The sequence below is a fragment of the Streptomyces smyrnaeus genome (genome assembly GCF_017676345.1).
Classification (GTDB): Bacteria; Actinomycetota; Actinomycetes; order Streptomycetales; family Streptomycetaceae; genus Streptomyces; species Streptomyces smyrnaeus.
Genome location: NZ_JAFFZM010000003.1, coordinates 226,352 through 247,060, shown reverse-complemented (window position 1 = coordinate 247,060; position 20,709 = coordinate 226,352). Strand labels below are relative to the sequence as shown.

The window sequence follows — 20,709 nt, the reverse complement described above, 5'->3', positions numbered from 1 at the left end:
GTCCCTTCCGCCGCAGCTTCTCGTGGCGGGGCGCGCCATGGCGTAGGTTCGGAGGATGAGCCCTTCCATTGCCACCAACACCCGGGTCGGGGTCGAGGAACTGCTGGAGTTCGTGCGGCCCCGGCACCGGGCCATCCTGCTGACGCGCCGGGCGGACGGCACACCGCAGGCGTCGCCGCTGACGTGCGGGGTCGACGCCGAGGGCCGGATCGTCGTCGCGACGTACCCGGAGCGCGCCAAGACGCACAACGCGCGGCGCGACACCGCGGTGAGCGTGATCGTGCTGTCCGACGAGTGGAACGGGCCGTGGGTGCAGATCGACGGGGAGGCCGAGGTGCTGGACGTGCCCGAGGCGGTGGAGCCGCTGGTCGAGTACTACCGGTCCGTCTCCGGTGAGCACCCGGACTGGGACGAGTACCGGACGGCCATGCTCAAGCAGGGCAAGTCGCTGATCCGGGTGACGCCGCGCAGGTGGGGGCCGATCGCCAAGGGCGGGTTCCCGGCCCGGCTGGCTTCCTGAGGGCGCTGCCGGCCCCGGGCCCCTGCCGCAGGCGGGGTCGGCCGAACGTCCCAGTCGTCAGTCGTCAGTCGTCAGTCGTCAGTCGTCAGTCGTCAGGCAACAGTGTCAGGCGAGTGCCGACAGACACGGGGCCAGCTCCTGTGCCGCATCCTGGCCGTACGCGTCACGCAACCGGCGCGCCAGCAGGCCCCGGTCCAGGGCGTAGGTCTGGGTGCCGGTCACCTCCAGCGCCGTGGTCGCCAGGGCACTGCCGAGCCGGGCCGCGCGTTCGTGGCCGACGCCCCGGGCGAGGCCCGCCAGGAAGCCCGCGCGGAACGCGTCGCCCGCGCCGGTCGGGTCGATGGTGGCGGACGGTTCCAGGGGCACGGCGGGGACGTCGAGGGGGCGGACCCCGACCCGCTCGATGTGCACCCCGTCGGCGCCGCGGGTGGTGATCCAGGTGCCGACGCGGCCGAGGATCTGCTGCTCGGTCCAGCCGGTGCGCTCCTGGAGCAGCACCGCCTCGTAGGCGTTGGTGAACAGATACGCGGGTGAGGCCAGCAGCGCCCGTACACCGTCGCGGTCCAGGACGGCGAGCTGCTGGGAGATGTCGGCGGCGAACGGGAGGCCCAGTTCGGCACATTCGCGGGTGTGGCGCAGCATCGCCTCGGGGTCGTCGGGGGCGACGACGACCAGGTCGAGTCCACCGGTGCGGCGCGCCACCTCGTGCAGCGAGATGTGACGGGCCTCGCTCATGGCGCCCGGGTAGAAGGAGCCGATCTGGTTGTGGTCGGCGTCGGTGGTGCACACGAAGCGGGCGGTGTGGCGGCTGCCGCTCACGTGCACGGAGTCGGTGTCGACGCCGTGCTCCTTGAGCCACAGCTGGTAGTCCGTCCAGTCGCTGCCCGCCGCCCCGACCAGCACCGGGGTCAGTCCGAGCCCGCCGAGGCCGAAGGCGATGTTGGCCGCGACCCCGCCGCGCCGGATCTCCAGCTCCTCCACGAGGAAGGAGAGCGAGACCGTGTGCAGGCTGTCGGGCAGGAGTTGGTCGCTGAAGCGGCCGGGGAACGTCATCAGGTGGTCCGTGGCGATCGAACCTGTCACGGCTATCCGCACGGGAGTCTCCTTGCCGGCTGGAAGCTTTGCGGTGGGGGTGGGGTGGGGGACGGCCGAGGGTCAGGCCGGGTCCGGGGCGGGACCGGGCGGGTGGCCGCTGCGGGCGCCGAACCACTCGATCCAGTTCATGGCGAAGAACGCGTCGCCCGAGATCTTCAGCCGGCCGCCCACGAACGCGTCGGTGCCCTTCAACTCCCCCACCGCCAGTGCCACCAGGTCGGGCAGCGCCACGCCGATGGTGGCGTCGGGTGCGCCGTCGAGCGTGGCGGGAGTGGTGCAGGTGCCCCGGCACACGACGACATAGCGGTGCCGTACGCCGAGCGGGGTGTCGATCTCGTAGTGGAAGGTGCCGGACGCGTCCCCGGCGCGCCGGGGGCTGAACCGGGCACGGAACCATTCGAAGACCAGGTCCAGCAGCGCCTCCACCTCGTCGGGCGGCGGCGAGGGGGTGGCGGCCGTGCTGGAGCGGGCGATGTTGCGCAGCTGGTGGAACATCGCCTCGCGCGCGGTCACGACTCCGCCTTGGCGCCGCCGTCGCGGACCGTGTGTTCCAGCAGTACGGAGGCGTCCTTGTCGCCGTCGCCGGCCGCGTTGACGTCGGCGAAGCGCTCGCGTACGGAGTCGAGGACGGGCAGCGGCACACCGGCGACCGCCGCGTCGCCGAGGGCGAGGCGCAGATCCTTCTCCATCAGCGTGGAGCGGAAGAACGCGGGCTCGTAGCTGGCCTTGCGCATCAGTTCGGCGCGGAAGCGCAGTACCACCGAGCTGAATCCGCTCTCGGCGACGGAGGCCAGCAGCCGGTCGCGGTCCAGCCCGGCGGCGACGCCGTAGGCCACCGCCTCGGCGAGGGAGGCCACCTGCGCGCCGAGCAGCAGGTTGAAGATGAGCTTGAGGGTGGCGGCGGTGCCGGGTGCTCCGAGATGGACGACCTGCGCGCCGAGGGTGTCCAGGATGTCGCCGACCCGGGCGAGGTCGCTCTTCTCGCCGCTGGTGTAGACGCGCAGCTTGCCCTCACGGGCCTGGAAGGGGTTGCCGACCACGCACGCCTCCACCCGGCGCAGCCCGAGCCGGTCGAGCCGCTGCGCGCACTCGCGCGCGTACGCGGGGGAGACGGTGGAGGTGTCGACGACCACGGCGCCCGGCGCCAGCACCTCGGCCACCTGTCCGAAGAGCACCTCTTCGACGGCCGCCTCGTCGGCCAGGCTGAGCAGCACGACGCTGTGGCCCTTCGCGGCCTCGGCCGGGCTCGCGGCCACCGTGGCGCCCGCCTCGGCCAGCGGCGCCGCCTTGGCGGCCGTGCGGTTGTGGACGGTCAGGGTGCGCCCCGCCGCCAGGAGCCGGTGGGCCATGCCGCCGCCCATGTTGCCCAGGCCGATGAAGGCCAGCGGTTCCCCGACGGCGGACCCGGGGCTCGGCCGGTCGGCCGCGTCCTGTGCCGCAGTCCGAGGGCCTGCCGCGGTCCCGGTGCCTGCCGCGGGCGCCGGTGGCAGGTCGTGGACGGTCTCGGTGACGACCATCTCACCGCCCCGCCGGAACGGCTGCAGCCTGCGCCGGTTCTCGACGTGGGCCTCGCTCAGCTCGAACGTACGGAAGGAGGACTCGTCGGCCCAGTCGGTGAAGACGTAGTAGACGTGCTCGTCGTCGACCGAACGCACCAGCTTCTGGCCCCGGTTGGCGGGCTCGCGCGCGATGCCGGTGGCCACCTGGAGCCAGGTGCGCTCGAACTCCTGCCGCCTGCCGGGGTGGACCTCCATCCGCAGCATGACGCGGAACGGTGGCCGGGAGTCAGCTTCCATGGTGCGGCCTCCAATGCGTGGGATCGCCCTCCACGGTCGCCGTCCGCGCTCGACATCCGATCGAGGCCCGCTCCGGACCGGGCGGCGGGCGCCGCCGGGCAGGCGGCTCAAGTCTTGCTCGAGGGCGTCTTTCTACGCTCGGTGCAGACCCCGACCCCGGAGAGATCACGCCATGGCACACATTCCCGACGGGGGCCTCACCGGCGCCCCGGACGCTGCTCGCGGGTCCGCCCCGGGAGAGGCCCCGCCGCCCGCCACCACCGCAGCCGCCGCCACCGCGACCACCGGTGAGGACGGCACCGCTGCCGCGCCCCCGCCCACGGTGCGCGGCTGGCCCGTCGTCGCGCTGCGGACAGTGGCGACGCTCTTCTTCCTGCTCCTGCTGATCCAGCCGGTGCTGGCCGGCATGTTCATCAGCGGCGATGTCGATCTGCTCAAGCTGCACGAGGCCAATTCGTTCGTCATCTCCATCACCAGCTGGTTCCAGGTGCTGGCGGCCGTGCTGGTGTGGCGGCCGGGCCGCGGCCCGCTGTGGCCGATCGGGGCCACCGTGCTGCTGAGTTTCACCGTCGTCATGCAGGACGGCTGGGGGTACGCGCGGGAACTGGACCTGCACATTCCGGTCGGAGTGTTCATGGTGGCCGCCTCCACCGCCCTGCTCCACTGGGCCTACGGGTACCGGCCGGGACGCGGGAGGCGTGGATGAGCGCGCCGCGCGAAGCCGGGGAAGCCGGCGGGCCGGGCCCGGTGCGCGGCGGCCCGGGCCGACGGCGCTTCCTCGCGCTGGCCTCGGGCGCGGGAGCGGCCGCCGCGCTGGGCGGGGCCGCCGGATGCGGTGCGCCGGGCCCCGGTGACGAGGTCGCCGGTGAACTGCTGCGCAGCAGCGCCGAGCTGCCCGAGCCCTTCCAGGTGCCGCTGCCGGTGCCGCCGGTGGCCGAGCCGGTGCGTACGCGGGGCGGCGCGACCGTCCACGAGGTGGAGCAGCGCACGGCGCGCCAGGAGATCCTGCCGGGCCTCAAGACCGAGGTGTGGGGGTACGACGGGCGCTTCCCCGGGCCCACCTTCGTCGGCGAGTCGGGTCGTGAGCTGCGGCTGCGGGTACGCAACAAGCTCGCACTGCCGACCTCCACCCATCTGCACGGCGGCGTCCAGGAGCCGGAGTTCGACGGGCACCCGACCGATCTGGTGCTGCCACCCGGTTTCCCCGATCCGCGCAAGAGCCACGGGCACGGGAAGCACAGCATGGTGAAGCCCTCCGAGTGGACGGTCTCGCGCGGCCACAAGGAGTACGTGTATCCGCTCGACCAGCCGGCGGCCACGCTGTGGTACCACGATCACCGGATGGACTTCAGCGCTCCGCAGGTGTGGCGAGGGCTGGCCGGGATGTTCCTGATACACGACGACGAGGAGGCCGGGCTGCCGCTGCCCGAGGGCAGCCGGGACATTCCGCTGATGATCTGCGACCGGGCCTTCGAGGAGGACGGCTCGCTGCGCTACCCCTCGCTCGACCCCTCGCTGACCAAGGAGCCCGGGGTGCGCGAGGCGTACATGGAGGGGGTGATGGGGGATGTCGTCCTGGTCAACGGGGCGCCCTGGCCGGAGCTGGAGGTCAGCGCCGAGCGGTACCGCTTCCGCGTCCTCAACGCCTCCAACGCGCGCCGCTACCGGCTCATCCTCGATCCCGGCCCCCGCCAGGGTGCCGCGTTCGTCCAGGTCGGCAGCGACGGCGGGCTGCTGGACGCGCCCCGCTCGCACGAGGCGCTGCCCGTCTCGCCCGCCGAGCGGTTCGATGTCGTCGTCGACTTCGGGGCGTATCCCGTGGGGTCGCTGGTGCGGCTCGTCAACACGCTGGGCAGTGGCGGCACCCGGGATGTGATGCGCTTCCGGGTGACCCGGAAGGCCGGCCGGGGCGGCGCCCCGAAGGTGCCCGGGCGGCTGGCCGACCTGCGGAAGCTGCGGGCCGGGCAGGCGGTGGCCGAGCGGCAGTTCGACTTCCGCCTCAAGCAGGTGGACGGGATGCGGATGTGGACCGTCAACGGCAAGCCGTACGACCCGGGCGCGGCGCTCGCCAGGCCCCGGCTCGACACCGTGGAACGGTGGCGCTTCACCAGCGACTTCCACCACCCGGTCCACCTCCACCTGGCGCACTTCCAGGTGTTGGCCAGGGGCGGGAAGTCGCCGTCGGCCACCGACGCGGGATGGAAGGACACGGTGGATGTGCGGCCGTACGAGGTGGTGGACGTCCTCGTACGGTTCGCCGGGTACCGGGGGCGGTACATGTTCCACTGCCACAACCTGGAGCACGAGGACATGGCGATGATGGCGGACTTCCGCGTGGTGTGAGCATCCCCGACCGAGGGCCCGGGCCGTGGTGACAGCCGGCTCCAGCGAAGGCCGACCCGTCTCCTAGGCGGGTCGGCCACCGTCTTCCTCGTCATGTTGGCGGCGGAAGGGGCTGGGGCTGCGATGCGGGTACTGTTCACCACCTGGGCCTGGCCCTCACATCTTTACGCACTGGTGCCACTGGCGTGGGCCTGCCGCAGCGCGGGCCACGAGGTGCTGGTCGTCAGCCAGCCGGAGCTGCTGCCCCTCATCGAGCGGACGGGGCTGCCGGGCGCCGCCGTCGGCAAGGACGTCGACGGGGTCGGCATGGTGCGCGGCTATGTGCTGCCGAGCCAGGACGACCCGACGGGCGACCAGCGGGCGCCGCGCGGTGGCAAGGGGCCGCGGGCGCTGCGGATGTTCACCGCGCACGCCGACTCGATGGTCGACGGGGTGACGCGGACGGCTCGCGAGTGGGGCGCCGATGTGGTGGTCTCCGAGCCGACGGCGCTGGCGGGGCCGCTGGCCGCCGCCGCTGCCGGGGTGCCGGCGGTGCGGTTGCTGTACGGCGCCGATCTGATGGCGCGGGCCCGCACCCTGCTGCCGCAGGCGCTGGCGCCGCTGGCCGAACGGGTGGGGGTGGATCCGGAGGGCTACCACCCGTTCGGGGACTTCACCATCGACCCGTGCCCGCCGGGATTCCAGGCCCCCGCCCCGGCGGAGCACCCCCGGGTTCCCATGCGGTACGTGCCGTTCAACGGGCCCGGCACCCCGCCCGATCCGCCGCTGCCCCCGCCGCGCGAGGGCCACCGCAGGATCGTCGTCACCTGGGGGCACACGATGGCGCGGCTGGACCCCGCGCTGTTCCTGGCCGGGCACGCCGCGCGGGCGCTGGCCGCACTGCCGGACACCGAGCTGGTGCTGGCCGTCACCGCGGCGCAGCGCCCGCTGCTGGGCCGGGTGCCCGACGGCGACAGGGTCCGGGTGGTGGTCGACGCACCGCTGCACACGCTGCTGGGCGGCGCCGACCTGGTGGTCGCGCACGGCGGGGCGGGCACCGTGCTCACCTCGCTGCGCGCGGGTCTGCCGATGCTGCTCGTACCCCAGTTGCCCGATCACGCCGGACACGCGGCACGGGTGCTGGCGGCCGGCGCCGGTGAGGTGCTCACCAGGGACGAGGCCGACGCCGAACGGCTTCGCCAGGAGGCGGCGGGGCTGCTGGACCGCACACAGGGCGCCGGGCGGCGCGAGGCGGCGCGGACGCTGCGCGACGGGATGCTGGAGCAGCCCGCGCCCGCCGAGGTCGTCGGTGAACTGGAGAAGCGGGTGGTCGCATGTGCGGCATAGCGGGCTGGATCGACTTCGCGCGGGAGATGAGCGAGGAGGGCAGCACCGTCCGGGCCATGGCCGGCACCCTCGCCAACCGGGGCCCGGACGACGAGGCGGTGTGGACCGACGCGGACGCCGCGCTGGGGCACCGCAGGCTCGCCGTCATCGACGTCGACGACTCCACCCAGCCGATGACCGCCGAGCACGACGGGCGCACCCTCGCCGTCCTGGTGCACAACGGCGAGGTCTACAACTACCGCGAGGTCCGGGCCGAATTGACGGCACGGGGGCACCGGTTCCGTACCGCTGGTGACACCGAGGTGGTGCTGCGGGCCTATCTGGAGTGGGGGCCCGAGTGCGCCCGGCGGCTGGAGGGCATGTTCGCCTTCGCCGTGTGGGACCCGCGCAGCCGGCAGCTGCTGCTGGCCCGCGACCGGCTGGGCATCAAGCCGCTGTACTACGCGCGAACGGCCCAGGGGCTGCTCTTCGGCTCCGAGCCCAAGGCGCTGCTGGCGCACCCGTCGCTGGAGTGCGTGGTGGACGCTGAGGGGCTCGCCGAGCTGCTGGCCTACATCGCGACACCGGGGCACGCCGTCTACCGCGGCATCCGCGAGCTGCCCGCCGGGCACACCGCGCTCCTGCGGGAGGGCGCCGGTAGTGCCGTGCTGCGCGAGTCGCGCTACTGGTCGCTGCCCAACCACGCGCACCCGGATCCGCTGGAGCGCACCGTGGAGACGGTGCGCGGACTGCTCCAGGAGTCGGTCCGCGATCATCTGGTGGCCGATGTACCGCTGTGCACGCTGCTGTCGGGCGGTGTCGACTCCAGTGCGCTGGCCGCCTTCGCGGCCCGTTCGGGTTCCGGGCGGCCGCGCACCTTCGCGGTGGACTTCGAGGGGCACACCGAACGGTTCCGCAAGGACTTCTGGCACGAGGACCCTGACGCGCCCTACGCCGCCGAGGTCGCCCGGCACGTGGGCACCGACCACGAGCCCGTCGTGCTGCGTACCGCGGATCTGGCCGACCATGTGGTGGACGCGGCGGCGCTGCGCGCCCAGGATCTGCCCCGCCCCATCCCCGACATGGACCGCTCGCTGTATCTGCTGCTGCGCGCGGTACGGCAGCGCTCGACGGTGGCGCTGATGGGCGAGGTCGCCGACGAACTCTTCGGCGGCTACCAGTCCTTCCGCGACCCCACGCTGGTGGACACCGCCAACTTCCCCTGGGTGACGATGGGCCTGCGGGTCGCACCGCACGGGATGAGCACAGGGCTGCTCGACCCGGGCCTGCTGCGCAAGATCGACGTGCCGGACTACTCGGCGCAGCGCTGGTCCGAGACCGTCGCCGAGGTACCCGACGTACCCGGGGAGTCGGAGACCGAGCGGGTGATGCGGCGGGTCGGCCACGCCCATCTGACGCGCTGGCTGCCGCTGCTGCTGGCCCGCGACGACCGGCTGAGCATGGCCGTGGGCCTGGAGCTGCGGGTGCCGTACTGCGACCACCGGCTGGTGGAGTACGTCTACAACATTCCCTGGGCGATGAAGACCGCCGACGGCCGGGAGAAGAGCGTGCTGCGCTCCGCCGTCGCCGACCTGCTCCCCGACTCGGTCACCCAGCGCCGCAAGAGCCCCTTCCCGATCACCCAGGACCCGCACTACGGGCAGGTGCTGCGGCGGCGCTTCAACGCGGTCGTCGCCGATCCGGCGAGCCCCGTGAGGCCGCTGCTGGACGGACCGGCGTGCGCCGAACTGGCCGCCGAGGACCGGCCGATCGCGGTGGACGGGTGGGGCGAGCGGCGCAACGTCGAGATGGTGCTCCAGCTCGACGCGTGGCTGCGCCACTACCGGGTGCGGCTGGACCTGTGAGAGCCGACGGAGCGAGGGAAGAGGGGCGAGATCGATGCTGTTGAGCGATCAGCTGAAGGAGCTGGCCGCGCCGGTGCTGGAGAAGGTGCGGGCCCACCCGTTCTGGTCGGGGCTTCGGGACGGCTCCCTGCCGGGCGAGTCACTGACGTACTTCGTGGAGCAGGACACCGGGCATCTGCTGCCCGCCTACGCACGGGCGCTGGCCCGTACGGCGGCGACTGCAGAGCAGGACGCGCACACGGCGCTGCTGGGCCGCTCGATCACCGGCACGCTGGAGGCCCGCGACCGGCTGCGCGAGAAGTACGCGGAGCTGGCGGACGGTCTCGGGCTGCCCGGGCCGGTGCACGGAACACCGTCGGTCGGCCCGGTCACCCACGCGCACTGCGCGTTCTTCAACGCCTCCAGCGCGGCGTCCTTCACCGCGGGCGTCGGGGCGCTGCTGCCGATGGTGTGGTTCAACTTCCAGGTCTCCGACGATCTGCTGGAGCGCCACACGGCCGGCTCCCGCTACGCGAAGTGGATCGAGGCGTACCACCCGGGCCCGGGCTACGGCTATGCGGTGCGGGCCTTCATGGGGCTGGCCGACGAACTCGGCGAGACGGCCTCCCCGGCCGAACGCGACCGGCTGGTCGCGCACTTCCGCACCGGTATCCGCCACGAGTGGGCGTTCGCCGAGTCCTCGTGGGAGCGCCCCGAATGGCCCGTGTGACCGGCGCTTCCGTCGTGCCCGTACGGCCCTGCCCCCCTCCCGCATCCGATCACCGCAACCCGAAGGGACAACCGTGAGCACTCAGACCCCGCCCAGGTATCCGTTCGCCTGGACCCCGCCCATGCAGGTGCCCGAAGCGCTGCGGCATGTGCACAGCAGCTCCGCGATGGAGGTGACGCTGCCGAGCGGGGACGTGGCGACGCTCGTGACCCGCTACAAGGACGTGCGCGCCCTGTTCGCCGACAAGCGTCTGTCCCGCAACATCGCACGCCCCGACTGCGCGCGCATCTCCAAGGACAACGACCTGTTCATGGACCCGGAGATCGACCCGGACCCGCCCAAGCACACCCAGGTGCGCTCACTGGTGACCAAGGCGTTCACCGCCCGCCGGATCGAGGCCCTGCGGCCGTATGTGCAGCAGGTCGCCGACGAGCTGCTGGACGAGATGGCCGCCGGTCCGCAGCCGGTGGAACTGAACGAGGCGCTGGCCTTCCCGCTGCCGATCAAGGTGATCTGCAAGCTGCTGGGCGTACCGGCGGAGGACCGCGACCAGTTCCGCGCCTATGTGGACGGCTTCCTGTCCGTGACCAAGCTGCCGCCCGAGGAGGTCGGGCAGTGCCGCCAGAACCTGTGGAAGTACCTGGGCGACCTGATCGACGCCAAGCGGGCCGCTCCCGGTGACGATCTGGTCAGCGAGCTGATCCGGGTCCGCGACGAGGAGGACAACCGGCTCAACGACCATGAGCTGCACTTCTGGTGCCAGGGGCTGCTCATCGCCGGCTATGTGACCACCGCCAGTCAGATCGGCACCGGCACCGCCGTGCTGCTGCACCACCCGGAGCTGGTGCGGCAGATCCAGGCGGACTGGTCGCTGGTGCCCTCCACGGTGGAGGAGCTGCTGCGCACCCAGATCATGGGCTCCTCGGTCGGCACCATGCGCTACGCCGTGGAGGACATCCCCCTCTCGGACGGCTCGGTCATCAAGAAGGGCACCAGCGTGCTGCTGTCGGAGGAAGGGGCCAACATGGACCCCGAGGTCTTCGACAACCCCTTCGAGCTGGACATCCGCCGCCAGGAGAACCACCACATGACGTTCGGCGCCGGCATCCACTACTGCGTGGGCGCCGCACTGGCCCGGATGGAGCTCCAGGTGGCCACGGAGTCGCTGCTGCGCCGCTTCCCCGACATCCGGCTGGCGGCCCCCGCCGAGGAGCTGCCGCGGGCGCTGGGCGGGTTCATGGAGGGCTTCACCGAGATTCCTGTGGAGTGGTGACATGCTCCGTGTGACCGCGAACTCCGAGACCTGTGCGGTCAGCAGTCTGTGTGTCTACCGGCTGCCCGGCGTCTTCGACCAGGACGAGGACGGACTGGTCGTGGTCCTCGACGAGACCCCTGACGGGGAGCTCCACGAGGAGGTCCGCCGGGCGGCCCGGGGCTGTCCGACGAAGTCCATCCGGGTGACGGAGGAATGACCCTGCGGACCGGTCCCGCCACCCGCCTCCCCGCGAGCCGGGACCGGTCCGCACACCGCTGTCCTTGCCGGGCGGCGGTGTCGTGCCGAGCGTCCTGCCGCCCGGCGGTCTACTGGCGGATGACGTGCGGCAGGAACCGCGCGTACTCGTCCGTGACCGGCCCCGCCGACTCGCGGATGCCCAGCCCCGCCGCCTCACCGTCGACGACCCAGGTGCCGAGCACCGTGCGGTTGCCGTCGAAGTCCGGCAGCGGGCACAGGGCCTGGTAGCAGCACGGCTCGCCCCGTACCGACGGCTCGGTCCCGGGCTGGTGCAGGGTGACCCCGGCGCCCTCGCGACCCAGCAGCGGCTTGGCCGCCCATCCGGTGGTGGCCGCCAGCTCGCGCGGCCCGTCCAGGTAGGCGGGCAGCAGATTGGGGTGGCCGGGGAACAGCTCCCACAGGATGGCCAGCAGCGCCTTGTTGGACAGCAGCATCTTCCAGGCCGGCTCGATCCACAGCGTGGAGCCGGTGCCGCCCCCGTTGTCGAGGGTCTCCAGCACATGCGGGCCGAACCTGTCGGAGGCCAGCCACTCCCACGGGTAGAGCTTGAAGCAGGCGCGGATGAACTTCAGCCGCTGGTCGACGAACCGGCCCGACAGCCGGTCCCAGCCGATCTCCTCCACCGGTATCGCGACGGTCTCCAGACCGGCCTGCTCGGCCGTCTCCTGGAGGTAGGCGACGGTCATCAGGTCCTCGCCCAGTTCGTCGCGCGCCGAGTGGGCGAAGTGCACGGGTGCGCCCGGCGGCAGCAGCGCCGCCTGCTTCTTCCACGTGTCGACCAGCCGCTCGTGCAGCGAGTTCCACTGGTCGGCGCCGGGAAAGCGCTCCTCCATCCAGAACCACTGCGGAGAGGCCGCCTCGACCAGCGAGGTGGGGGTGTCCGCGTTGTACTCCAGCAGCTTCGCCGGCTCACCGCCGCCGTCGTAGCGCAGATCGAACCTGCCGTAGAGGCTGGGCAGTTCGTCGCGCCGCCGCCAGCTCTCCGCGACCCGGGCCACCAGGGCCGGGTCGGTGATGCCCAGTTCGGCGAACCGGCCCTGCTCCACGATGTGCGCGGCGGCCCGCAGACACATCTCGTGCAGCTCCTCCACGACCTCCTCGAGGGCTTCGACCTCGGGCAGGGTGAAGGCGTAGTAGGCGCTCTCGTCCCAGTAGGGGCGCAGCGAGCCGTCGGGGTACCGCGTCAGCGGATAGATGCAGCCCTGCTCCTCGACGGTCTCCTGCCAGCCGGGGCGCGGAGCGAGGGTGTGGCGTTCCACTCGGGGCGTCTCCTCTCCTGAGCCGCGCCCGTCTCAGCCGCCGTACCCGCCGCCACCGCTGCTGCCGTCGTCATCGTCGTCGCATCCGAAGCCGGCCCGTTCGACGGCCGCGGCGTGGATGAACGTGCCTCCCTTCGCGCGGCCCTTCGCCTCCCGGCCGCCGTAGTACCAGACGTCCTCCTGGCCCTCGGCGCCCCCGGCGGCGGGGAAGGCCGCGGTCCTGGCCGAAGCGCCGGCGCCGCCGGTCTCGCACTGGCTCTGGGGCAGGACGCGGTAGCCGCGCACCGCGTCGTAGCTGTCGGGGTCCACGCACCGCCGGTCCGGCTCCGAGGAGTACCCGGACAGCGCCACCGCGAGGGCGCCCATGCTGCCGAGTACGACGGTCGAGGAGCGCAGCTTGCGCCGGCGGCCCTGTCCGGCGTCGCTGTCGGTGCTGCGCGGCTTCGGTGTGACGGTCATGCGGTGCCCCCTGTGCACAACGGAGATTCAACTGCCCGGCACACCCTAGTGGGTGGCGACGACCTCCTCGATCAGGCGTTCGCAGCCGGTGATGTAGTGCCGGGCCGCCTCGGGGGTGACGGGGGCGCGGTCTTGCACCGCCGCGTCGCGCAGCCGGTGCAGTCCGTCGAAGACGGCGACCAGTCCCGTCGGGGCCCCGCCCAGCAGCAGCCGGCTGCGCAGCGCGCGGTCCGCCGCGGCCGGTGCCTCCTCACCGGGGCGGGGGGCGGGCGGCGGCAGGACGGCGGCCAGCATCCCGGCCGTCGTCGCCCAGGCCGTCACCAACGCCGCCGTGGGCGAGACCTCGACGGTCTCCCACGCCTCGTGGAAGGCCGTCCGACCCCGGTCCGCCGCCGTCCGCTGCGAAGGCGGGGGCAGCGGTTGGGAGGGCGCCGGATCCCCGGCGGGCGCCGGACGGGGATCCGGTGCGGGGGACGGCGGTGCGGGCGAGGGCGGCGGCCCTTGGGGGCGCGGACCCGTTTGGCGCCGGTCCCTGACCGGGGGCGCGGCATACGGACCGGCGCCGGGTTGCGGCTGCTGCGGGACACCCCAGGGGCCGGGCGCCGGCTCTCGGGGCGCGCTGGGCTGCTGCCGCAACTCCTCGGCCCGCTCGCGCAGCTGCCGTGCCTCCGTCTCGAACTCGATGGCTCCGGCCGGGGTTTCGATCCGCGTCATACGGGCGAAGGCCTCCCGCAGATAGGCGCGCAGGTACCAGGCCACCGTCAGTGTCACCAGCGGCCAGATCACGGCCTCGACGTACCTGAGAACGAGCTCGGCCACATCCATGGGGATCATCTTGGCCCGCAGCGCAGCCGCGCGCACGCGAACGGGCCCGGCAGCCTCGCACGCTGCCGGGCCCTGTCCGAAGCGGTCCGGGGCCGGCCGGGGCGGCCCCGGACCGGTCCCGGGCCGGTCAGGTACGCGGATACAGGGCGCGCACCGCCTCCCGCAGCGCCGCCTTCGGGTCGGCGGCGGCGCCTTCGGAGCGCCAGGCGACGAATCCGTCCGGCCGCACGAGCACGGCGCCGTCGTCCGCGATGCCGTGCGACTCGGCAACCGAGCGGCCCCCGGGGGCCGTCAGTGTGGCGCCGGGACCGCCCACCCGGTGGGCGTCCACCCGCACCCCGGTGTCGGCGGCCACGGCGGTGGCCGCATCGACCCACGGCTGACCGCCCTCGGCGGTCAGGAGTACCGGCGCCCGGCCGTACAGGTCGAGGGAGGAGATCCGCTCCCCGGCGCGGTCGAGCTCGATGTGCGGGGCCCGGGTGCCGGGCTCGCCGCGCAGGGCGTGCGGGGGAACCGGCGGACCGTCGCCGTAGCGGTAGCCGAAGACTGTGGTGCTGTACGCCTCCGCGGGGTCGGGGCCCTCCCCTTCGCCGTCGCCGTCGGGACCGGTGCGCTCCTGCATCATGCCCAGGGCCTGCTGAAGGGTCATCCAGGCGACCGGGTGGCGCTCGGTCTGGTAGGTGTCCAGCAGTTCGGGTCCCGACTCGCCGTCGAGGACGGCGGCCAGCTTCCAGGCGAGGTTGTTGGCGTCCTGGATGCCGAGGCTGGCGCCGAACCCGCCGGTGGGCGGCACCAGGTGGGCGGCGTCACCGACCAGGAAGACCCGCCCTCTGCGGTAGTCGCGGGCGACCTGGGCGCCGATGATGAAGCTCAGCCACTTGGCGCCGCCGGCGGGCAGCTGGGGGACGATGCGCACCTCCAGGTCCCGCTGGCCGATGGCGGCACGGACGAGGCCGATCGCCTGCTCCTCGGTGACGGTCTCCAGCGTCTCGCCCTCGGGCATGGCGGTGGCGAAGATCCACCGCTGCTTGCCGTCGTGCGCGAACAGAATGGTGGAGGGCGCGGGCTTGTCGAGGTAGCAGACGCCGACGTCGCGGCCGCGTGCCGCCTGGCTCAGGTCCGCCTCGAAGAGCACCGAGAGGGTGGTGGCGAACTCACCGGGTCCGTCCGCGACGATGCCCAGTTCCTGACGGATGGGGCTGCGACTGCCGTCGGCAGCGACGAGGTAGGCGGCGCGCACGGTGCGCTCCTGGCCGGTCGCGGTGTCCCTGAGAACGGCGGTGACCCCGTCGTCGTCCTGGGTGAAGGAGACCAGCTCGGTACCGAAGGCCAGCTCGGCGCCGAGCTCGGTGGCCCGGCCGCGCAGCAGGTGTTCGAGCCGGTCCTGGTCGATGGGTGCCCACTCGCAGGGGCTGACGCCACCGGTGGGGTCGGGCTGGTCGGTGGGGCCGCTGAACATCTCCGGGCCCGCGAGTGTCTCGGCGCGGATCATCAGCAGCTTGCTGAAGTCGGTGGCCAGGCTCGCCTCGGACCAGATGGGGTCCTCCAGTCCGACCTGCCGGTACAGCTCGACCGTGCGCGGGTTGACGCCGCGCGAGCGCGGGTGGCTCAGCGTGTCGGGGTGGCGTTCGACGACGAGCGAGCGGATGCCGTGCCAGCCGAGGAACACCGCGGTGGACAGTCCTGTCACCGCGCCTCCCACGACCAGTACCGGGACCTGCTGCGGGGCCTGCTGGGTGTCGCTCATGGGGTACGGACTCCTCTTCTCGGGCGGCGCGCTCAGCCGGCCTTGCGGCAGATCACGAGGGTGTCGTAGTCGCTCAGCGGCAGCACCTCGGTGGAGGCGAACCCGGCGCGCTCGGCGTGCGCGACGGCCTCGGAGACCGGGTACTCGGAGCCGCCGTCGGTGACCAGCAGCATGTCGAGGCTGATGACGAGGTTCTCGACGTGGTCGGGCTCGTCGTCCAGCATCCGGTCGTAGATCAGCAGGGCGCCGCCCGGGTTGACGGACCGGTACGCCTTGGCGACCAGCTCGCCGCGCTGCTTCTCGTCCCAGTCGTGCAGCACATGCCCGAGGGTGACGACGTCGGCGCTGGGCAGCGGGTCTGTGAAGAAGCTGCCGCCGTGGAAGGTGACCTTGCCGGTCAGCCCGTACTCGGCGACCTTCTCGTCGAACAGCGGCTCCATGGGCGGCAGGTCGAAGACGTGGCCCTGCAGATGCGGCTGCGCCTTGACGATGATGGAGCACAGGTTGCCGCGGGCGCCGCCGATGTCCAGCACGGAGCTGTGGCCGCTCCAGTCGAACTTGCCCACCAGCTCCGGCCCGACCACATGGGTGAGGGCGTCCATCATGCCGACGAACTGCCGCAGGATGTGCGGGTTCCTGGTCACTTCCTCGAAGTCGCTGCCGGACTGCTGCTGACCGGTGCGCAGGGCCTCGGTGAGCTTGCCCCAGGCGGGGTAGAGGTTGCGGTTGGAGCGCTCCAGGAAGCCGCCCACGTAGGTGTGGCTGCCGCGCACCAGATAGGTGCCGGCGCCCTCCGCGTTGCCGAACCTGCCGCCCTCCTCGCGGGTGAGCAGACCCAGCGCCGCCAGCAGGTTGAGCCAGTCGCTCAGCCCGCGGCCGTGCAGACCCAGCTCCTTGCGGATCTCCTCCGGGGTGGCGGGGCCCTTCTCGGCGAGGGTGGTGAACAGGCCCAGTTCGACGGCGGTCAGCAGCGCCTTCGCGTCGCAGAACGCGTTGCTCAGCCGAATGATTCCGGCCGGGGTGCTGACATCCAGGCTGGTGTGCGTCATGCGCGAGACTCCTTCCGAAACGGCACATGGCCTGGCGCCAGGGCCGCCCCGGGAGGGTCACACCGGGAAGTTGAGCGCCCCTCGAACGGTGGTGGGGGCCCGCCCGGGGCGTGCCGCGCCCCGTTCGCTCCCCGCCGTATCTCCAGCGGCCCTCTAGGGGCCGTGGCTACTCATCAGGGGTGCCGAAATCGGCCAAGCCCAGCCGTTCAGAGGGGACATGCATGTATGACGTGAAGATCCCGGTGCTGATCGTCGGCGGTGGTCCCGTCGGACTCTCCACCGCGCTGTTCAGCGGCCGGCGTGGCGTCCGCACGATGCTGCTGGAGAAGCGGGACAGCACCTCCATGCTTCCCCGCGCCCCCGGCCTGCAGGCCCGCACGATGGAGCTGTTCCGCGCCGCGGGGCTCGGGAAGGACATCCGCGCGCTGGAGAAGGGCAACTCGCACGCCTATTTCGAGGGCGGGATCATCAAGGTCGACACCTTCTCCGACATCGACAACGCCGAGCTGCTGGAGTCCCCCTCGCTGGACGGCCCGACCGTCAGCCCGGAGCGGGTCATGGGCTGCGGCCAGGACCGCTACGAGAAGGTGCTGGTCGCCAAGGCCCGTGAGTACGGCGCCGATGTGCGGTTCAACACCAAACTGCTCTCCTTCGAGGCGGACGACGAGGGCGTGACCGCCGTCGCCGAGGAGGCCGCCACGGGCAACCGGCTGACCATTCGGGCCGACTACCTGGTGGGCGCCGACGGCGCGGGCAGCCGCATCCGGCAGGCGCTGGGTGTCGAACGGGTCGGCCGCGGCACCGTCTTCAACGCGCTGAGCATCTACTTCCGCGCGCCCGAACTGGAGACGCTGCTCAAGGACCGCAAGTTCATCCTGTGCTACGCCTCGGCGGGCGGCTCCCTGATGGGGCTCTCCCGGCTGCACGGCTGCGACCCGTGGCTGGCTGCGCCCATCTACTACCCGGAGAAGGGCGAGAAGCCCGAGGACTACACCGACGAGCGGTGTGTGGAGATCGTCCGCCGTGCGGCGGGCAAGGACATCGACGTCGAGATCATGGACAAGGTGCCGTGGCAGGGGGCCCAGTTGGTCTCCGAGACCTTCCGGGTCGGCCGGGTCTTCCTCGCGGGTGACGCCGCGCATGTGCACCCGCCCGCGGGCGGCTTCGGCGCCAACACCGGCATCCACGACGCGCACAATTTGTCCTGGAAGCTGGCCGCCGTACGGGCCGGCTGGGGCACCGAGGCGCTGCTGGACACCTATGACGCGGAGCGCCGCCCGCTGGGTACCGCCATGTCCGAGCAGGCGCTGGTGCGCAACCGCATCCGGCACGGCTACGCCACCGAGCAGGACCGGCAGGACTTCGTCGACGATGTGATCATCACGCTCGGCTACCGCTACCGGTCCTCGTCCATCATCGGCGCCGAGGGCTCCAAGGTCCTCACCCCCGATCTGGAGCTGACCGGCGAGCCGGGCACCCGCGCCCCGCACGTGTGGCTGACCCGCACGGGCGCCGGGGGCGAGGAGCGGATCTCCACCGTCGACCTGTTCTGGGACGACTTCGTCCTGCTGCACGGCCCTGCCGGCGGCGCCTGGGCGAAGGCGGCGGTCAAGGCCGCCGAGCGGCTGGGGGTGCCGCTGCGCACCCACGCCGTCGGCCCGGACGAGGAGTTGCGGCCCGCGGACCGGGACTGGGCGGCGGCGTACGGGGTGGGCGCGGGCGGCGCCGTGCTGGTGCGGCCCGACGCTTTCGTCTCCTGGCGCTCCGAGGGCGACGCCTCGGCCGTCACGGACCCGGACGCGGTGCTCGACGACGTGGTGGCGCGCGCCTCGGCCGCCGACGGCGCGAAGGCCGGCTCGTGACCGGGAGGTGGCTTCGTGGGTGACGATGTGACGGTCCGCGCCGGTCAGGTGCTCGGCCAGGCCATGGCGTTCCAGCCGGCGAAGCTGGTGCTGGCCGGGGTACGGCTCGGTCTGTTCGGCACGCTTGCCCAGGGCCCGCTGTCCGAGGAGCGGCTGCGGCAGCGGCTGGGCCTGCATCCGCGCGGCTGCGACCACTTCTTGGCGGCGCTGGCCGAACTCGGCTTCCTGGAGCGCCGGCGGGACGGCACCTGGGCCAACGCCCGGGTCGCCGACCAGCTGCTGGTGCCCGGCGACCCGGCCTCGCTCAGCGGTTTCCTGCGCCTCGCCGACCAGGTGATGTACCCGGCGTGGGAGCGGCTGGCCGACGGGCTGCGCACCGGCGAGCCGCAGGCGGCGACGTATTCCGGTGAGGACATGTTCGACCAGCTCTACGACAGCGAGGAGCACAAGGACGGGTTGGTCGGTATGGCGGAGGACGCCAGCCGCCCGCTCATCCCGGCGCTGACGGAGGTCTTCGACTGGCCGTCGTACGGCTCCGTGCTGGAGCTGGGCGGCTGCCGCGGCAACGTGCTGGCCGGTCTGGTGGCGGCCCATCCGCACCTGGACGCGCGGGTCTTCGACCTGCCGCAGCTGGAGGGCGACTTCGCAGCCCATATGTCGGCGTTGGGAATGGCCGGCAAGCTCGGCTTCGTGGGCGGCGACTTCTTCGCCGGTCCGCTGCCCGAGGCCGATGTGCTGATGCTGGGGCACGCGCTGGTCGACTGGAACGACGACCAGCGCGCCCAGTTGGTCAAGAACGCCTTCGCCGGGGTGCGGCCCGGTGGCGCCTTCCTGGTGTGGGACCCGGTGATCGTGCCGGAGGAGGAGAGCTATCTGCGCAACCTGCTGCGCAGCCTCAACCTCCAGCTGATGACCCCGCACGGCAAGGGGTACACGCTGGCGCAGTGCGCGGCGTGGATGCGCGAGGCGGGGTTCGACTCGGTCGAGCACCGCTCCCTCGGGCACGACGTCACCCTGGTGATCGCGCACAAGAGGGCGTGATCGCCACCTCGACCGCGCATACTCCGCTGTCCCGCCCTCCCCCCCCCGGTGACGGGTAGGGGAGGGCGGGCCGTTCTCAGGCCACCACCGCCGGGCTGGCCTCGCCCTGGGGGGCCTCGGGGGCGTGGGGAAGCGCCTCGACGGCGGGCGCCTCCCGGTCGAAGGCGTCGATGGTCCTGGCGAAGTCCCGGGTGGACAGCAGCAGTTTGTAGATGATGGCGAGCTCGAAGACCAGGAGCAGCACTCCGGAGACGATCGTGACGGCCAGCACCTGGTCGAGCAGCGGGCCGACGATGAACACCCCCATCTGGAACTCGATACCGCTGATCAGATGGGTGCGTATGCGGTGCCGCAGCAGGAAGGAGCGCATTCGCAGATACCACGGGAAGCGGTGCCGGAACTCCTGGTGCAGGTCGATGACCGGTCGCCTGGACCGCTCCGCTTCCCGGTCCTGCTCGCCGACCTGCTCGCTCAGCTGCTCCTCGGCCGGCTCCGCGCGGTCGGAGGCCGCGTACGTGCCGGGCCCGGCGACGCCTTCGGCGGCTGCCTGCACCGTTCCCGTCGTCGGCGCCGTACTCGGCACCGCGTGCGGTTCCGATACGGTACCGACCGTCTCCCCGTGCGCCCTGCGCAGGTCCTGCTCGACGTCGGCCTCGGGGTTGTCGCGCAGCAGGTCCTCCATGAAGGCGAGCTCGACCTGGTTCTCCGCCCGGCGGGCCGCCCGGATCCTGCCCTTGATCTGCTTGCGCATCGTGTGCCGGGTCTTGAAGATCTCCAGCGAGTTGATGTAGCGCAGGCCGTCCAGGAAGATGACCGCCGCCGCGAGCCAGACGTACCGGATGTCGTCGGTGCGCTGGTACTGCCCGGCCATCAGCGCCACGGCGCAGAACATGACGCGGACACGGTCGAAAATGTAGTCCAGCCAGGCGCCGAAGACGGAGCCGGTGCCGGTGAGCCGGGCGGTCTTCCCGTCCATGCAATCCAGGATGAAGCTCAGGTGGTAGACGACGGCTCCGGCCACGAGCCAGCGCCAGTCGCCCATGGCGAAGCAGGCTGCCGAGCCCAGTCCCAGCAGCAGGGCGCCCCAGGTGATCTGGTTGGGAGTGATGCGGGTGCGTGCCGTGAGCCGGACCAGCGGGGTGGCGACCGGGTCCACGAGCAACACCGTCCACCATGCGTCGCGCTTCTTCTGCGTGATGCGACGCACTTCGGACAGGGGCGGTATGTCTGAGCGCATGCTCTACTTCCTTGGATCCACAGAATGTTCATGTGAAGTCAAGAGTGCGTTCATGCAAAGTACAACCTCTTGGCCGTGCAACCT

19 protein-coding genes are annotated in these 20,709 nt (G+C 72.3%); 10 read left to right on the top strand and 9 right to left on the bottom strand.

Features of this window, described 5'->3' with window-relative positions:
- Nucleotides 1-55 precede the first annotated feature (55 nt).
- Entirely contained in the window at nucleotides 56-520 is a 465-nt protein-coding gene (locus JW613_RS07225; RefSeq protein ID WP_099879559.1) for a PPOX class F420-dependent oxidoreductase, read from the top strand.
- A gap of 105 nt (nucleotides 521-625) precedes the next feature.
- Here the strand turns inward: JW613_RS07225 and JW613_RS07220 are convergent, their stop codons facing one another.
- From JW613_RS07220 to JW613_RS07210, 3 genes are read right to left on the bottom strand one after another with little or no spacing between them, the layout of a single operon-like run.
- The gene (locus tag JW613_RS07220; protein ID WP_209209859.1) at nucleotides 626-1,615 is read right to left on the bottom strand and encodes a carbohydrate kinase family protein; all 990 of its coding nucleotides are present in this window, start codon (nucleotides 1,613-1,615) and stop codon (nucleotides 626-628) included.
- A 60-nt stretch (nucleotides 1,616-1,675) separates the two neighbouring features.
- A complete protein-coding gene (locus JW613_RS07215) occupies nucleotides 1,676-2,128 on the bottom strand; it encodes an SCP2 sterol-binding domain-containing protein (protein WP_209209858.1) in 453 nt (150 codons plus the stop codon).
- On the bottom strand, nucleotides 2,125-3,411 hold the full coding sequence (locus tag JW613_RS07210; protein ID WP_209209857.1) for an NAD(P)-binding domain-containing protein: 1,287 nt from the start codon (nucleotides 3,409-3,411) through the stop codon (nucleotides 2,125-2,127). The genes JW613_RS07215 and JW613_RS07210 overlap by 4 nt, the downstream gene beginning before the upstream one ends.
- A gap of 172 nt (nucleotides 3,412-3,583) precedes the next feature.
- On the opposite strand from JW613_RS07210, the gene JW613_RS07205 reads away from it, so the two are divergent.
- The 7 genes from JW613_RS07205 (at nucleotide 3,584) to JW613_RS07175 (ending at nucleotide 11,105) form a co-directional block, all read left to right on the top strand.
- Nucleotides 3,584-4,117 carry a hypothetical protein gene (locus JW613_RS07205; protein WP_209209856.1) on the top strand — a complete coding sequence of 178 codons (534 nt, stop codon included), beginning with the start codon at nucleotides 3,584-3,586 and terminating at the stop codon, nucleotides 4,115-4,117.
- Nucleotides 4,114-5,754, top strand: coding sequence for a multicopper oxidase family protein (locus JW613_RS07200; RefSeq protein ID WP_209209855.1), 1,641 nt, complete (start codon nucleotides 4,114-4,116; stop codon nucleotides 5,752-5,754). The genes JW613_RS07205 and JW613_RS07200 overlap by 4 nt, the downstream gene beginning before the upstream one ends.
- A 123-nt stretch (nucleotides 5,755-5,877) precedes the next feature.
- Nucleotides 5,878-7,080, top strand: a complete 1,203-nt coding sequence (locus tag JW613_RS07195; protein ID WP_209209854.1) for a nucleotide disphospho-sugar-binding domain-containing protein — start codon at nucleotides 5,878-5,880, stop codon at nucleotides 7,078-7,080.
- Complete coding sequence (gene asnB / locus JW613_RS07190) at nucleotides 7,068-8,924, top strand: asparagine synthase (glutamine-hydrolyzing) (protein ID WP_209209853.1); 1,857 nt, start codon at nucleotides 7,068-7,070, stop codon at nucleotides 8,922-8,924. Before JW613_RS07195 ends, asnB begins: the two co-directional genes overlap by 13 nt.
- A 34-nt stretch (nucleotides 8,925-8,958) precedes the next feature.
- Entirely contained in the window at nucleotides 8,959-9,633 is a 675-nt protein-coding gene (locus tag JW613_RS07185) for a TenA family protein (RefSeq protein WP_209209852.1), read from the top strand.
- 73 nt (nucleotides 9,634-9,706) lie between these two features.
- Nucleotides 9,707-10,906, top strand: coding sequence for a cytochrome P450 (locus JW613_RS07180; protein ID WP_180289598.1), 1,200 nt, complete (start codon nucleotides 9,707-9,709; stop codon nucleotides 10,904-10,906).
- A 1-nt stretch (nucleotide 10,907) separates the two neighbouring features.
- The gene (locus JW613_RS07175) at nucleotides 10,908-11,105 is read left to right on the top strand and encodes a ferredoxin (protein WP_099879578.1); all 198 of its coding nucleotides are present in this window, start codon (nucleotides 10,908-10,910) and stop codon (nucleotides 11,103-11,105) included.
- 109 nt (nucleotides 11,106-11,214) lie between these two features.
- Here JW613_RS07175 and JW613_RS07170 read toward each other — a convergent pair whose 3' ends face one another.
- From JW613_RS07170 to JW613_RS07150, 5 genes are all read right to left on the bottom strand, one after another.
- On the bottom strand, nucleotides 11,215-12,405 hold the full coding sequence (locus tag JW613_RS07170) for a glutathionylspermidine synthase family protein (protein ID WP_209209851.1): 1,191 nt from the start codon (nucleotides 12,403-12,405) through the stop codon (nucleotides 11,215-11,217).
- A 33-nt stretch (nucleotides 12,406-12,438) separates the two neighbouring features.
- On the bottom strand, nucleotides 12,439-12,864 hold the full coding sequence (locus tag JW613_RS07165; RefSeq protein ID WP_209209850.1) for a hypothetical protein: 426 nt from the start codon (nucleotides 12,862-12,864) through the stop codon (nucleotides 12,439-12,441).
- A 45-nt stretch (nucleotides 12,865-12,909) separates the two neighbouring features.
- A complete protein-coding gene (locus JW613_RS07160; RefSeq protein WP_209209849.1) occupies nucleotides 12,910-13,689 on the bottom strand; it encodes a hypothetical protein in 780 nt (259 codons plus the stop codon).
- 127 nt (nucleotides 13,690-13,816) lie between these two features.
- Nucleotides 13,817-15,436 (bottom strand): FAD-dependent monooxygenase, encoded by a 1,620-nt coding sequence (locus JW613_RS07155; RefSeq protein ID WP_209209848.1) that lies wholly within the window; start codon nucleotides 15,434-15,436, stop codon nucleotides 13,817-13,819.
- A gap of 32 nt (nucleotides 15,437-15,468) precedes the next feature.
- Nucleotides 15,469-16,485: a methyltransferase gene (locus tag JW613_RS07150; RefSeq protein ID WP_209209847.1), complete on the bottom strand. Its 1,017-nt coding sequence runs from the start codon at nucleotides 16,483-16,485 to the stop codon at nucleotides 15,469-15,471.
- Between the two features lie 221 nt (nucleotides 16,486-16,706).
- Here JW613_RS07150 and JW613_RS07145 point away from each other — a divergent pair, with 221 nt between their 5' ends.
- Together JW613_RS07145 and JW613_RS07140 are read left to right on the top strand one after the other, a co-directional pair.
- Entirely contained in the window at nucleotides 16,707-18,347 is a 1,641-nt protein-coding gene (locus JW613_RS07145; RefSeq protein WP_209209846.1) for an FAD-dependent monooxygenase, read from the top strand.
- A gap of 15 nt (nucleotides 18,348-18,362) precedes the next feature.
- Nucleotides 18,363-19,388: a methyltransferase gene (locus JW613_RS07140; RefSeq protein WP_209209845.1), complete on the top strand. Its 1,026-nt coding sequence runs from the start codon at nucleotides 18,363-18,365 to the stop codon at nucleotides 19,386-19,388.
- A 76-nt stretch (nucleotides 19,389-19,464) separates the two neighbouring features.
- Here the strand turns inward: JW613_RS07140 and JW613_RS07135 are convergent, their stop codons facing one another.
- Nucleotides 19,465-20,625, bottom strand: a complete 1,161-nt coding sequence (locus JW613_RS07135) for a CDP-alcohol phosphatidyltransferase family protein (protein ID WP_209209844.1) — start codon at nucleotides 20,623-20,625, stop codon at nucleotides 19,465-19,467.
- Between the last annotated feature and the right edge of the window lie 84 nt (nucleotides 20,626-20,709).

Excerpts from the sequence above, each read along its gene's own strand:
- JW613_RS07195 (WP_209209854.1), top strand. The coding sequence starts at position 5,878 with ATGCGGGTACTGTTCACCACCTGGGCCTGGCCCTCACATCTTTACGCA.
- JW613_RS07185 (WP_209209852.1), top strand. The coding sequence starts at position 8,959 with ATGCTGTTGAGCGATCAGCTGAAGGAGCTGGCCGCGCCGGTGCTGGAG.
- JW613_RS07175 (WP_099879578.1), top strand. The coding sequence starts at position 10,908 with ATGCTCCGTGTGACCGCGAACTCCGAGACCTGTGCGGTCAGCAGTCTG.
- JW613_RS07160 (WP_209209849.1), bottom strand. The coding sequence starts at position 13,689 with ATGGATGTGGCCGAGCTCGTTCTCAGGTACGTCGAGGCCGTGATCTGG.
- JW613_RS07150 (WP_209209847.1), bottom strand. The coding sequence starts at position 16,485 with ATGACGCACACCAGCCTGGATGTCAGCACCCCGGCCGGAATCATTCGG.
- JW613_RS07205 (WP_209209856.1), top strand. The coding sequence starts at position 3,584 with ATGGCACACATTCCCGACGGGGGCCTCACCGGCGCCCCGGACGCTGCT.
- JW613_RS07145 (WP_209209846.1), top strand. The coding sequence starts at position 16,707 with ATGTATGACGTGAAGATCCCGGTGCTGATCGTCGGCGGTGGTCCCGTC.
- JW613_RS07210 (WP_209209857.1), bottom strand. The coding sequence starts at position 3,411 with ATGGAAGCTGACTCCCGGCCACCGTTCCGCGTCATGCTGCGGATGGAG.
- JW613_RS07225 (WP_099879559.1), top strand. The coding sequence starts at position 56 with ATGAGCCCTTCCATTGCCACCAACACCCGGGTCGGGGTCGAGGAACTG.
- JW613_RS07165 (WP_209209850.1), bottom strand. The coding sequence starts at position 12,864 with ATGACCGTCACACCGAAGCCGCGCAGCACCGACAGCGACGCCGGACAG.
- asnB (WP_209209853.1), top strand. The coding sequence starts at position 7,068 with ATGTGCGGCATAGCGGGCTGGATCGACTTCGCGCGGGAGATGAGCGAG.
- JW613_RS07200 (WP_209209855.1), top strand. The coding sequence starts at position 4,114 with ATGAGCGCGCCGCGCGAAGCCGGGGAAGCCGGCGGGCCGGGCCCGGTG.
- JW613_RS07135 (WP_209209844.1), bottom strand. The coding sequence starts at position 20,625 with ATGCGCTCAGACATACCGCCCCTGTCCGAAGTGCGTCGCATCACGCAG.
- JW613_RS07155 (WP_209209848.1), bottom strand. The coding sequence starts at position 15,436 with ATGAGCGACACCCAGCAGGCCCCGCAGCAGGTCCCGGTACTGGTCGTG.